Source organism: Palleronia caenipelagi (assembly GCF_007004065.1).
Taxonomy (GTDB): Bacteria; Pseudomonadota; Alphaproteobacteria; order Rhodobacterales; family Rhodobacteraceae; genus Palleronia; species Palleronia caenipelagi.
On the sequence record NZ_VFSV01000026.1, the window covers coordinates 35,972 to 47,228 of the forward strand.

The window sequence follows — 11,257 nt, forward strand, 5'->3', positions numbered from 1 at the left end:
TCTGATCTCATGCAAGGAGAAAGCCATGGCTTTTGCAAACTTCCACCACGGCACGCGACTGGCGGAATCCGCTGAAACGCCGGTTCTGGTCCAGGTGGCCCAGAGCGCGGTCGTGGGCCTTCTGGGCACTGCACCTGATGCGGATGCGACAAAGTTCCCGCTGAACACGCCGGTGCTTCTGAAGGGCACGCCCACCGATGCGGCGGGGCTCGGCGATGCCGGGACGCTCAAGGACGCGGTCGATGATGTCTTCGACCAGATCGGCGCCTACACCATCGTCATCCGCGTCGAGGAGGGCGTGGACACGGCCGCGACCCTTTCGAATCTCGTGGGCGATTCCACCGCGCGGACCGGGGTGCATGCGCTGATGAAGGCCGAGGCGCAGCTGCGCATCAAGCCGCGCCTGATCGCGATCCCGGGCTTTACCAGCGGCGACGGTGTGACGGCGAACCCGGTAGTCGCTGAACTCACCGGGGTGCTGGAGGAGTTGGGCGCCGTGGCCTATGTCGACGGCCCGGATACGACCGACGCGGATGCCATTGCCTATCGCAATCTGATCGGATCGCAGCGGGTCTATGTGGTCGATCCGAAAGTGCTGGTCTGGGACACCACGACCAACGCTTACGTGGCGCGCCCGGCCTCCGCCCGCTTTGCCGGGGTGCAGGCGCGTGTCGATACCGAACGCGGCTTCTGGCATTCGCTGTCGAACAAGCCGATCAACGGCATCGGCGGGGTGTCGCGGACGGTGACCTATGGCGCGCAGTCCGACTATCTCAACGAGAACCATGTGGGCACGATCCTGAACATGAGCTCGGGCTTCATCACCTGGGGCAACCGCTCGGCGACCAGCGACGATCTGTGGCAATTCCTGTCGGTGCGGCGCACCGCGGACTTCATCAATGAAGCCATAGAAAAGGCCTATCTGGAGTTCGTCGATCGGCCGTTCTCGAAAGCCAACCTGAAGTTCATGCTCGAAAGCGGCAATGCGGCGATGCGGAGCTTCAAGGCCTCCGGGGCGATCCTTGGCGGCAAGGTCTGGATCAATCCGGCGGAGAACGACCCGAGCGAGATGGCGGCGGGCAAGATCACGCTGTCGATGGAGTTCGAGCCGCCCGCGCCGATGGAGGACATCCGTTTCATCGCGCACCGCAACATCCAGTATTATCTGGAACTGACCAAGGAAGCGCTGAAGGCGGCGGCCTAAGTCCGACTGCCCCCGGCGACCGAATAGCCCGAATGCGTCGAAGGTCGCGTTCGGGCCGCAACATCGCGCTGACAAGGAGTAACAGCCATGAAATCCACCCCCGCCTATATCCTGCGCCGCTGCGCGTTCTGGGCCGACGAGGACGTAAAGGTCGGGCAGGTCGAAAGCCTAACGGTGCCGCTGCCAAAAGAGAAAACCGAAGAGATCCGCAATGCCGGTATGATCAAATCCCGCAAGGTGGTCCTGGGATACGAGATGGAGGATCTCGACTTCACGATGACTGCGTTCGATCCGGCAACGCTGAAGCTCATGACCGGACGCCCGGGCAGCGAGCATGTCTACTACGCTACCGGGGCGTTCGTGGACGAAGACGGCACCACCCATTCCGCCGAGCTCTATCTTCGGGGCCGGTTGTCGGCGCTCGACAACATGGAGTGGAAGGAGGGCGACAAGGCCACGCTGAAATGCACGGTCGTAACCCACTACTGCAAGCTCGAGATCGACGGCGCGCCGATCTTCGAGATCGACGACTTCGACTATTCGGTCGGCGGTGTCAGCCAGACCGGCGACATCCGCGCCGCGCTGTTGCTCTGAGGGGAGGCCCGATCATGGACTTCCCCATTGAACTGACCCTGAAGCGCCCGGTCTCCTTCGAAGGGCGGACCATCGACAAGCTGGTCTTCGACGAGCCGGATCTCGGGACCAGCATCGCGGTCGAAGAGGCCGGCACCCCGGCCTTGCAAACGGCCGTGCTGCTGGCGGGCATGGCCGGGGTCGAGAAGGCGCTGATTCTGAAAGTCAAGGAAAGCGATTTCCGCGAGATCCGCCGGACAGTGCTGGTGCCCTACAACGCCCATGTCGCGGCGGAGGCGGAGGCGGGAAACGACTGAGCGGCGCGAAAGCGGCAAAGGATCTGCGCTTTGCCGCCGCCTTCGTCGCCCGCACTCTGACCACACCGCTGCCCGATGTGCTGGCCATGAAGGTCAGCGCCTTCGGGCACTGGTACGAAGTGGCACGGGAGCTGCAAGAGGCGCTCCAGCCGCGGCGGGCGTGAGCTCAGTCTTTCGAGGCCCAGCGCTGGAAGGCGTTATAGCCATGCCGGGGACCTGACCGGCTCGGGCTGCTGTCATAGGTCAGCGCCCGGTAGGCGAGGATCAGCAGCGCCGCAAAGCCTAAGGCACCCCAGATCCCGCCGCCCATCACACCCACGAAGACCGTCGCCGCAATCGCGGCGGCGATCAGCAGGACGGCAAAGATCATCGCGAAGACTTCCATCTTTCAAAGATAAGCCCTCCCCCTCCCGTAATCAACCTGAGCGTGCTCCCCATGGCCACGAAACGCATCGAAACCCAGCTCTCGATCACCGCTGTCGACAAATACACCAGCGTGCTGCGCAACATGCAGACCGTGACAGGTCGTTTTGCGACCGGGGTGCGCACCGAACTCAGCCGCTTGCAGGATCTGCGCGGACCCTTGCGGCTGATCGAGGATTTCCAGGCAGCCAAGCGCAAGGTGGCCGAGACCAGCGCCGCGCTGGCAGCCGCCCGCGATCGTCTGCGCCGGGCGCAGGGTGCGCTCTCGGGCGGGGGCACCGTCACCGCGCAGATGCGCCGGGAGTTCGAGACCGCCCGGCGCGGTGTCGAGCGGCTGGAAGATGTCCACGAGCGCCACCGGCGCAATCTTGGCCAGCTGCGCGGCGCCCTGCGCGAGGCCGGGGTGAACACGTCCAATCTTGCGGGTGAGCAGCGGCGGCTCGCCACCGAGCTTGGCGGCGCCACCACCGCCTTTGGCCGCTACGTGGACAAGATGAAGCGCGTCGATGAGATGCAGAAGCGGATCGCCGAGGGCCGCGAGCGCATGGACCGGTCGCTGGGGACAGCGGCGAACCTGTCCTTTGTCGGCGGCGCCTCGACCGAGACCGGGCGCCGGGTCATGACCGCCCTGTCCGGCCCCGTGGGGCAGGCCATGTCCTTCGAGACGGCCATGTCCGATGTGCGCAAGGTGGTGGACTTCGAGACGCCGAAGGCTTTTGCCGAGATGTCTGAGGAGATCCTGACGCTGTCGACCCGCATTCCCATGGCGGCCGAAGGGCTGGCGCAGATCGTGGCGGCCGGGGGGCAATCTGGGCTCAAAGCCGATGAACTCCTGACCTTCGCTGAAAAGGCCGCCAAGGTCGGGGTGGCGTTCGACGTCTCCGCCGATACCGCCGGCACGTCCATGGCTAAGATCAAAACGGCGCTCGGCCTGACCCTCGATGAGACCAGCCTGCTTTTTGACGCCATGAACCACCTGTCGAACAATATGGCCTCGGAAGCGCCGCAGGTCCTCGACTTCTCCACGCGGGTGGCGGTCGACGGTGAAGTGAAAGGCTTCTCGGCCACCGAGACCATGGCCTTCGGATCCGCGATGATCGCGGCAGGCGCCAATGCAGATGTGGCGGCGACCTCGTTCCGCAACATGGGCAAGGCTCTGGCCCGGGGGGAAAGCGTGACGCCCCGGCAGCGGGCCGCGTATGAGGCGCTCGGCCTCGACGCGGCGGCGGCCGCCAAACGGATGCAGGAGGACGCTGTCGCGACCACGCTGGACGTGATGGAGCGGATCAACACGCTGCCGAAGCATCTGCAATCCTCCCTGATCAGCGATCTCTTCGGCGATGAAGCGCGGGCGCTGGCGCCGCTGATCAACGATCTCGATCTCCTGCGCGAGTCCCTCGGTCTGGTCGCGGAAGAACAGAGCTATGCGGGCAGTGCCGATCGGGAATATGCGGAGCGCGCCAAGACCACGGCGAACAATCTGCAGCTCATGCGCAACCAGATGACCCGGCTTGGAGTGAGCGTCGGATCGGTGGTGCTGCCGCAACTGAATGAGCTTCTCAAGGTGTCCCGTCGCATTGTCGATCGTATGGTCGCCTGGACCAAAGAAAACCCGAAGCTGACGAAGACCCTGTTTGTCGGCGCCACCGCGCTGGGGGCCATGGCGGTCGCGGGCGGCGTCGTGCTCACCGCCGCCGCCGGTCTGATCGGCACCATGGCGGTGCTGCGGTTCGGTCTGGTGGGCCTGGGCGCGCGGGCGGCATTCGCCTCCGGGAACCTCCTCGGCGTCGGGACCGCCTTTCGAGGGCTGTCGCGTCTGCCGAAGTTCGGGCTGAGCCGTCTCGTGAAGCCGCTGGTCTGGACGGCGCGCCTCATTCCCGGGATTGGCTGGGCTTCCCTGGCCGGTGGTCTGCGCTGGAGCGCTCTGATCAAGCCTCTCCTGTGGGCCGGACGCGGGGCGCTGCGCTTTATTCCGATCATCGGCTGGGCATCGCTCGCCGGTGAACTGGCGTGGCATCTGCTGATCAAGCCCCTGGGGTGGGACAAGTATCTCAACCTCGAAGCCCTGCGCAGCTATATCGACAAAATCCGGTCGTGGTTCAGCTGGGACTTCATCAAGCCGCTGGATCTCAGCAAATACATCAAGTGGCCCGAGATCCCTGCCGGGCTGAAGCGGATCTTCAATGGCGAGGCCCGGCGCGAGGACACCCCGGTCGGATCCGGCTTTGGTCCCGCCGGAGCGCGGGCGAGCGGCGGGCCGGTGCAGGCCGGGCTGCCCTATCTGGTGAATGAAAACACGCCGCGCTCCGAGTGGTTCGTGCCCTCGCGCTCAGGCGGCATCCTGAACGTGTCTCAGGCGCAGGCGGCGGTGCGGACGCATCTGTCTTCGGTGATGCCCCGCCCGCGTGTGCGTCCGCCCGGCTTTGTAGGGCTGTCAGGCGGGGCGCAGGGACTGCGCGCAGCGAGCCTCGCAGCCATCGCCGGATCGGTGATCGCGGCGCCCGCAGCGGCGGCTCCGGAGCGGGCCGCTGCCAGCACGGTCAACGTGCAGATTGAGAGTGTCTCGGTGCAGGTGCCGTCGGGTGTCAGCGATCCGGGCGTGATCGCGGACCTTGTGGCGGATCGCATCGGACAGCGCGTCTCGGCGACGATCTCGGCCAGCTTTTCCGATTGAGAGGTGAGATGAGTGGACCTGTGACCATGGCCCTCGGGCCCTTCCTGTTCCGTGCCCATGGCTTTGGCTATGCCGGGGTGGGCCGCAAGCTCGACACCGCCTGGGCGGAGATCGAGGCGGCAGGGCGTCTGAACGCCCTGCAATGGACCGGCCCGCGCTCCGAGACAGTGTCTATCACCGGGGTGCTGTTCCCGCAGGAGTTCGGCGGGGAGGGAACGCTCGAGGGCGTGCGGCTGGCGGCAACCTCCGGCGTGCCGCTGATGCTGGTCTCGCTCGGCGGCAAGGTCTTCGGGCGGCATGCGGTGCAGAGCCTCGAGGAGGACCGCGCTTATCATGACCGCACCGGCGCGCCCGGCCGCAACGCCTTCACCCTCGAGCTGAAGCGTCTCGGCGCCGGATTGTCACTGCTCTCGCTTCTCGGAGGTCTCTGATGGCCAGCACCTACGTGACCAAAGCCGGTGATGCGCTCGATCTGATCTGCCTGCGCGAATACGGCGCGCAGGCCGGCGCCGTCGAGCACGTCCTCGAGGCCAATCCGCAGATTCGGGATGTGGCCCACAGGCTGCCGCCCGGCACCCGGATCACGTTACCGGATGGGGCATGGCAGGCGGCCCAGAGCCCGGAGCTGCGCTTATGGGACTGACGACGCATCCGACACTCCTCGTCACCGTCGACGGTCTCCCGGTCTCGGGGATCTTCTTTGACCGGCTGGTCAGCCTGACGATTACCGACCGCGAAGGGATCCGCTCGGACACGATCAATCTGGTGTTCAACAACGCGGCCCCGCATGTCGCGGCACCCCGCCGCGGCGCGCGGGTTGAGGTCACGCTGATGGCCGGGGCAGGGGGGTCCTTTGTCGGGGCCTATATCATCGACCGGGTGGAGTATGAGTGTCTGCCCTACCGGATCGCGGTCAAAGGACACTCGGCCGATCTCCGGGCCGGGATGAAGACCAGCCGGGCGCGGCATTGGGACAATGCATCGGTGAAAGATATCGTCGCGGAGAAGGCGGCGGATCATGGCTTGCAGGCGAAGATCTCCGATGCGGTCTCCGGCCATGTCTATGACTGGATCGGGCAGCAGGATGAAACCGATCTGAACTTTCTGGAGCGGCTGGCGAAGCGGCACGGGGCGCTCTTTACGATCAAGAACGGGGTGCTTCTGTGGCTCGAACGGGGCACCGGGCAGTTGGCGGACGGGAGCGTGATTACAGCCGGCATCGTGTCGCACCCGGATATCATCGAGGGGAGCTGCCGGATCACCGAGACCGATGTGGACCGCTTCGCTACGGTCAAAGCCTATTGGCAGGACCGGGCCGGGGCCGCGCGGCGCGAGGTGATCGTGCCCGCCGATCCCGAGGCCAGCGGCGAACATGTGCTGCGCGATCCCTTCAGCTCCGAGGCGGAGGCCCGTGCGGCGGCAACCGCAGCCGCCCGCGACATCACAAGGGGGCTCGTCGAGACCAGCTGCGCGATTGTCGGCAGACCCTCCCTGATGGCCGGCCAGCCGGTCACCTATGCGGGCGTGGGGCCCATGGCCGATGGGCGGGGGTTCCTCACCGATCAGGTCACGCACAGCTTCACCAAATCCGGCGGGCTGCGCACCACCTTCACAGGCAAGCTGAAAGCCACATCATGACCCTGTTACACCAACTCATTCTGATCGCCTTCGCGGTCAACCTGGCGCGCTCTGTGGTGCTTCTGCGCGGCCTGTGGCGCAATCAGCGCAGGCTGGATCTGGCAGCGGAGACCTCGGTCATGGCGCTGATCACGCTGATGATCACCCTTTATCTGCCGCTGCAGATCCAGTGGGTCTTCGCTGAACGCGATGCGGCCCTGCCGGATTGGGAGACCATCGGCTGGGCCTGCTTCGATCTCTATCTCTGCGGCGTCTGCTGGGCCGTGGAGAGCTACATGGCCGGCAAGCTGCACGCGGCCGATACTCCTGACGAGGCCCCCGATGCATCATGACCCGTTCGAACAGCTCCGCCAGCTCTGGGTGCTTCTCCCCTTCGCCGTGATCGGGTTCGTGGGCGGCATCGTTAACCAGCTCTACCAGCATGCCCGCAAGAGCCAGCCGATCACGATCCCCCGTCTGTTGATCAACGGCCTGATCGCCGCCTTCGTCTCGGCGATGATGAACGATCTGCTGCCCGACAGCATGGACAGCTACGGCGTGGCGATCGCGGGCTTCACCGGCTTCATGGCCTATCCGATCCTTGCCGTCCTCGAGGCCCAGGGCGTCGATTACCTGAAAAAGCGGTTCGGCGTGAAGTAGGCTCGACGGTGATGATCACACTCGCCTTCTACAAGGGTCGCACCGATGACCAGAAAGACCGCATTGTCGATGCGCTGATCCGCTTCGCCACCCGCAGCGCCTACAGTCATGTCGAGCTGATTGGCGGCGTGGCGCAGCTGGGCGAGGAGGCGGTGTGCTTCTCCTCGTCCTCGCGGGACGGGGGCGTGCGCGAAAAGCGCATCCTGCTGCGCCCCGATCACTGGGATCTGGTCTTCGCGCCGATCGATCCGGAGCCTCCTGTCGCCGTCCTAACGTCCCATCTCGGGGCCCGCTATGACATGGTCGGGATCCTGCTGTCGCAAACCCTCGCCCTTGGCCGTCATGATCCGGACAAGTGGTTCTGCTCCGAGATCATCGCCGCGGCGCTGGGTCTGTCCTCTCCGCAGCGCTATTCGCCGCAGCTGCTCTGCGAGGTCGTGCAATGGGCCTGGCCGAGACCTCTCGGTGACGGGGATGCCGGCGCCGGGGACCCGTCCGCCGCAGATGCCGACGACCTGACCTCCTGACACTCCGCCGCCCGATCCGGCGGTCCTGACAGCCGGACGGCTGTGATCCGAAACGGTGCGCGACCCGGCGCCCCGCCGCGTCTTTGTGTCTGAGGCGCGCACGCCACTCTCAACATTGGAGACCTCCCATGCAGATCGATGCTGCCTTCCTCGCCGCGATCCGGCGATCCAAACCGCCTGCCCATAACACGGGGCCGGTGCTGGCCGCTCTGACGGCCCATGCCGTGGATATGGGGCTGCGCAAGCCGCATAGGCTGGCGCACTTCCTGAGCCAGCTGGCCCACGAGTCGCAGGGCTTCATCTATGATCAGGAGATCTGGGGGCCGACAGCGGCACAGCGCCGCTATGAAGGGCGCCTCGATCTGGGCAACACCCAGCCCGGCGATGGCAAGCGCTTCAAAGGGCGCGGTCCGATCCAGATCACCGGGCGTGGAAACTATCGCCGCTTCACGCTCTGGTGTTCGGCGCTGAACCCTCTGGCGCCCGACTTCGAGCGCGACCCGGATGCGGTGAACAGCGACCCTTGGGAGGGGCTCACGGCGATCTGGTATTGGGACACCGGCAATCCGACCGGGCGCTCGCTGAACCGCTACGCCGATGACAACGACATCGAGATGATTACGCGTCGGATCAACGGCGGCCTGAATGGCTATGAAGACCGGCTCGAGTGCTATGACCGCACCGCACTCCTGATGCTCGGGTTCCGTGCAGAGGACGTGATCGGGTTCCAGCGCCACGCCGGGATCCGGGCAGACGGACTGAGCGGCCCGCAGACCCGGGGTGCGCTCCACGCCGCGCTGCTGAACGCCCCGGATGTCATCTTCGCGGGCGAGACCGCCTCCGAGTCCGATCTCGATCTGATCGCCCGGCTGCGCGCCGATCTGGCCCAGATGGCCGAGCAGCTCGCCCACATCCGCGCAACCCTGGAGGACGCTGCATGACCCCGAACACCGACCTGCCCATCCTGAACCCGCTCAAAGCCCGCAGCACCGTCGCCGCTCTGGTCACTGTCGGCGCCATCGTCCTGCCTGAAGTCTTCGGCGACATCGATCCGGAAGCTGCAGGCGACACCGCCATGCAACTGGCAGAAGCCGTCGCCGATATCGTCTCGATCGCGGGCATGGTCTGGTTCTGGTTCGAGCGCCGCGCGCCGCACCGCCGTCTGGGCTTCGGCAAATGACCCGGATCTACATCGCCGCAGGGCTTCTGACCCTGATCGCCGCCCTCGGCCTCACTGCCTACGGTTGGGGCCGGGCAGACAAGGGCGCCGCCATCCAGATCGACCGGGCCGCCCGACAGGTCGACGCCATCCGGCACGCCAAGGAGATCGAAGATGAAATACGTGATCGCACTGATGATGCTCTGGTCGATGGCCTCCTGCGGAACAGGGCTGGACCTGAGTGACGGGGACTTCTGCACACTGGCTGAGCCGCTGCAGACCGACAGCGAGGATCTGGCGAGACGGATCGTCGCTGAGGACCGGGCGCTGGCGGTTGGGCTGAACCGGCACAATGGGTTGGTGGAGAGATGCGATAGATCAACCATTTGATCTAAAACGAACCGCCCCGAAAATGTAATCGCATAGAAACGAGGGCGCCGATTTGTCAAATTCGATTATGCTATTAATAGTCGAGAACGTGCGCGGACACCAGCTGGCGCATTGCGATGCCGTCGGGCGAAGGCATCCGCTCCAACTCGCTCTGCGTATTTTTGCGTGTTGTCACGAATGTTTAGATTCGTTAAGGTTGAGTGCACGCATATTGGGGGGTAGAGAATGGCCAGAGTAACATATGCAGTCTCGGGTGGATCTGATGAATTGGATAATTTTAACTACCACTACTTCGCTCCTGACAGAAATAATATCTCGGAACATGTCATAATCAACGTTGATAATTTTAACTCGAGTGGAACTAATTTTAGGCACGACTTAGCACATTTTTACACTCGAGGTGGGAATGATGTTTTTGAATTTACAAATATAAATGATGTTGCAGGATTTGCAGTAATTCGTTTGGATGATTTCGACCCCACAAGAGATTCGTTCAAGGTCGGTGGCCAAACTTTTAGTGTCTACGATATCGGGTATTCTGGTCTGCAGATCGGTCAGATTATGGTGCATGTCGTTGAGTATCAGGAACAGCAGTGGCTGAGAATTCGCGATGCGCAGGGCGACTATGTGATGGTTGCGCTGCAAGGTGCGAGGTTGACTGAAAATTTAGAACCCGGAACTCTTGATTCTTGGAATATTGTTTCAAATTCTGATGAGGAAAGACACTTTCCATTTTTTGCCGACGTCTCTAACACTGATCGAGCCGATGAGGAAGATTGGGAAAGGGCTGATCTGACCATTGGTAGCTTACCTGTTACAATTTATACTGATGATTTTAATCAGGTTCCCTACTATGAGTTTAGTGCTTTCGAGCATTTATTGATCAGCCAAAGCTCTGGGAGTGGTAAAAGCAATATTATTTACGACCTTAAGGGAAATGAGGGTGCGATTTATGGCCTGAAGGGAAATGACGTCATTAACGGTCTGGCCCGTAACGATACAATCTACGGGGGTGAGGGTAATGACCTTATCGCAGGAGGTATCGATGAAGACTTGCTTTATGGAGGTCAGGGTGATGACAAGATCTGGGGTGGAACGCAAGACGACCGCCTGTATGGGGATGGTGGCAACGATACGCTGAATGGAAACGATGGGAATGACCAGCTCTGGGGCAGTGAGGGGAATGACCTTCTGAACGGCGGGATCGGGGCCGATACGATCCTTGGCGGCAACGGCAATGACACGTTGGTGATGGACAGCTTCGGGGATCGGCTGAGCGGCGGTGCCGGGATTGATGTCGTGCAGACGTCGGCCGGGATAAACCTGACAGACGGGGTGCAGGCGCTTGATACAAGCATTGAGAATGTGGCTCTGCTCGGAAGCGGCAATATTGATGCCATTGGGAACCAGCTCAACAACGTGCTGTCGGGTAATGCCGGTCATAACGGTATGATCGGTTATGGCGGCCACGATACTCTGTACGGCGGCGCCGGGAATGACCAGCTCTGGGGCAGTGACGGGAATGACCTTCTGAACGGCGGGATCGGGGCCGATACGATCCTTGGCGGCAACGGCAATGACACGTTGGTGATGGACAGCTTCGGGGATCGGCTGAGCGGCGGTGCCGGGATTGATGTCGTGCAGACGTTTGTCGGGATAAACCTGACAGACGGGGTGCAGGCGCTTGATACAAGCATTGAGAATGTGGCTCTG

The 11,257-nt window shown here is 63.2% G+C and carries 15 protein-coding genes; 14 read left to right on the forward strand and 1 reads right to left on the reverse strand.

The genetic code is table 11. The features are described 5' to 3' along the window. Window positions 1-25 precede the first annotated feature (25 nt). The 3 genes from FEV53_RS13640 to FEV53_RS13650 all read left to right on the forward strand — a co-directional run bounded on the left by FEV53_RS13640 (window position 26) and on the right by FEV53_RS13650 (window position 2,094). Window positions 26-1,204 (forward strand): phage tail sheath subtilisin-like domain-containing protein, encoded by a 1,179-nt coding sequence (locus FEV53_RS13640; RefSeq protein ID WP_142835375.1) that lies wholly within the window; start codon window positions 26-28, stop codon window positions 1,202-1,204. A gap of 87 nt (window positions 1,205-1,291) precedes the next feature. Continuing rightward, window positions 1,292-1,798: a phage major tail tube protein gene (locus FEV53_RS13645; RefSeq protein WP_142835376.1), complete on the forward strand. Its 507-nt coding sequence runs from the start codon at window positions 1,292-1,294 to the stop codon at window positions 1,796-1,798. 14 nt (window positions 1,799-1,812) lie between these two features. Beyond that, window positions 1,813-2,094, forward strand: coding sequence for a hypothetical protein (locus tag FEV53_RS13650; RefSeq protein WP_142835377.1), 282 nt, complete (start codon window positions 1,813-1,815; stop codon window positions 2,092-2,094). Window positions 2,095-2,260: 166 nt separating this feature from the next. Here the strand turns inward: FEV53_RS13650 and FEV53_RS13655 are convergent, their stop codons facing one another. Next, the gene (locus FEV53_RS13655) at window positions 2,261-2,464 is read right to left on the reverse strand and encodes a hypothetical protein (RefSeq protein ID WP_142835378.1); all 204 of its coding nucleotides are present in this window, start codon (window positions 2,462-2,464) and stop codon (window positions 2,261-2,263) included. Window positions 2,465-2,530: 66 nt separating this feature from the next. Between FEV53_RS13655 and FEV53_RS13660 the strand changes: the two genes are divergently transcribed. From FEV53_RS13660 to FEV53_RS13710, 11 genes are all read left to right on the forward strand, one after another. Next, complete coding sequence (locus FEV53_RS13660) at window positions 2,531-5,191, forward strand: phage tail tape measure protein (RefSeq protein WP_142835379.1); 2,661 nt, start codon at window positions 2,531-2,533, stop codon at window positions 5,189-5,191. Window positions 5,192-5,199: 8 nt separating this feature from the next. Further along, a complete protein-coding gene (locus tag FEV53_RS13665) occupies window positions 5,200-5,622 on the forward strand; it encodes a phage tail protein (RefSeq protein ID WP_142835380.1) in 423 nt (140 codons plus the stop codon). Further along, entirely contained in the window at window positions 5,622-5,834 is a 213-nt protein-coding gene (locus FEV53_RS13670; protein WP_142835381.1) for a tail protein X, read from the forward strand. Before FEV53_RS13665 ends, FEV53_RS13670 begins: the two co-directional genes overlap by 1 nt. Beyond that, on the forward strand, window positions 5,825-6,829 hold the full coding sequence (locus FEV53_RS13675; protein WP_142835382.1) for a phage late control D family protein: 1,005 nt from the start codon (window positions 5,825-5,827) through the stop codon (window positions 6,827-6,829). Before FEV53_RS13670 ends, FEV53_RS13675 begins: the two co-directional genes overlap by 10 nt. Continuing rightward, window positions 6,826-7,161 carry a hypothetical protein gene (locus FEV53_RS13680; protein WP_142835383.1) on the forward strand — a complete coding sequence of 112 codons (336 nt, stop codon included), beginning with the start codon at window positions 6,826-6,828 and terminating at the stop codon, window positions 7,159-7,161. The genes FEV53_RS13675 and FEV53_RS13680 overlap by 4 nt, the downstream gene beginning before the upstream one ends. Next, a complete protein-coding gene (locus FEV53_RS13685) occupies window positions 7,151-7,468 on the forward strand; it encodes a hypothetical protein (protein WP_142835384.1) in 318 nt (105 codons plus the stop codon). Before FEV53_RS13680 ends, FEV53_RS13685 begins: the two co-directional genes overlap by 11 nt. Before the next feature lie 11 nt (window positions 7,469-7,479). Continuing rightward, window positions 7,480-7,995, forward strand: coding sequence for a hypothetical protein (locus FEV53_RS13690; RefSeq protein ID WP_142835385.1), 516 nt, complete (start codon window positions 7,480-7,482; stop codon window positions 7,993-7,995). Between the two features lie 128 nt (window positions 7,996-8,123). After that, entirely contained in the window at window positions 8,124-8,936 is an 813-nt protein-coding gene (locus FEV53_RS13695; protein ID WP_142835386.1) for a glycoside hydrolase family 19 protein, read from the forward strand. Next, window positions 8,933-9,175, forward strand: coding sequence for a hypothetical protein (locus FEV53_RS13700; RefSeq protein WP_142835387.1), 243 nt, complete (start codon window positions 8,933-8,935; stop codon window positions 9,173-9,175). The genes FEV53_RS13695 and FEV53_RS13700 overlap by 4 nt, the downstream gene beginning before the upstream one ends. Continuing rightward, window positions 9,172-9,399 carry a hypothetical protein gene (locus FEV53_RS13705; RefSeq protein WP_142835388.1) on the forward strand — a complete coding sequence of 76 codons (228 nt, stop codon included), beginning with the start codon at window positions 9,172-9,174 and terminating at the stop codon, window positions 9,397-9,399. Before FEV53_RS13700 ends, FEV53_RS13705 begins: the two co-directional genes overlap by 4 nt. A gap of 370 nt (window positions 9,400-9,769) precedes the next feature. Beyond that, window positions 9,770-11,257, forward strand: a 1,488-nt coding sequence (locus tag FEV53_RS13710; RefSeq protein WP_142835389.1) for a calcium-binding protein, incomplete at its 3' end; no start/stop codon positions are given.

Coding starts and splice junctions, on each gene's coding strand:
- FEV53_RS13680 (WP_142835383.1), top strand. CDS start 6,826: ATGACCCTGTTACACCAACTCATTCTGATCGCCTTCGCGGTCAACCTG.
- FEV53_RS13655 (WP_142835378.1), bottom strand. CDS start 2,464: ATGATCTTTGCCGTCCTGCTGATCGCCGCCGCGATTGCGGCGACGGTC.
- FEV53_RS13640 (WP_142835375.1), top strand. CDS start 26: ATGGCTTTTGCAAACTTCCACCACGGCACGCGACTGGCGGAATCCGCT.
- FEV53_RS13645 (WP_142835376.1), top strand. CDS start 1,292: ATGAAATCCACCCCCGCCTATATCCTGCGCCGCTGCGCGTTCTGGGCC.
- FEV53_RS13700 (WP_142835387.1), top strand. CDS start 8,933: ATGACCCCGAACACCGACCTGCCCATCCTGAACCCGCTCAAAGCCCGC.
- FEV53_RS13670 (WP_142835381.1), top strand. CDS start 5,622: ATGGCCAGCACCTACGTGACCAAAGCCGGTGATGCGCTCGATCTGATC.
- FEV53_RS13665 (WP_142835380.1), top strand. CDS start 5,200: ATGAGTGGACCTGTGACCATGGCCCTCGGGCCCTTCCTGTTCCGTGCC.
- FEV53_RS13660 (WP_142835379.1), top strand. CDS start 2,531: ATGGCCACGAAACGCATCGAAACCCAGCTCTCGATCACCGCTGTCGAC.
- FEV53_RS13675 (WP_142835382.1), top strand. CDS start 5,825: ATGGGACTGACGACGCATCCGACACTCCTCGTCACCGTCGACGGTCTC.
- FEV53_RS13685 (WP_142835384.1), top strand. CDS start 7,151: ATGCATCATGACCCGTTCGAACAGCTCCGCCAGCTCTGGGTGCTTCTC.
- FEV53_RS13650 (WP_142835377.1), top strand. CDS start 1,813: ATGGACTTCCCCATTGAACTGACCCTGAAGCGCCCGGTCTCCTTCGAA.
- FEV53_RS13690 (WP_142835385.1), top strand. CDS start 7,480: ATGATCACACTCGCCTTCTACAAGGGTCGCACCGATGACCAGAAAGAC.
- FEV53_RS13705 (WP_142835388.1), top strand. CDS start 9,172: ATGACCCGGATCTACATCGCCGCAGGGCTTCTGACCCTGATCGCCGCC.
- FEV53_RS13695 (WP_142835386.1), top strand. CDS start 8,124: ATGCAGATCGATGCTGCCTTCCTCGCCGCGATCCGGCGATCCAAACCG.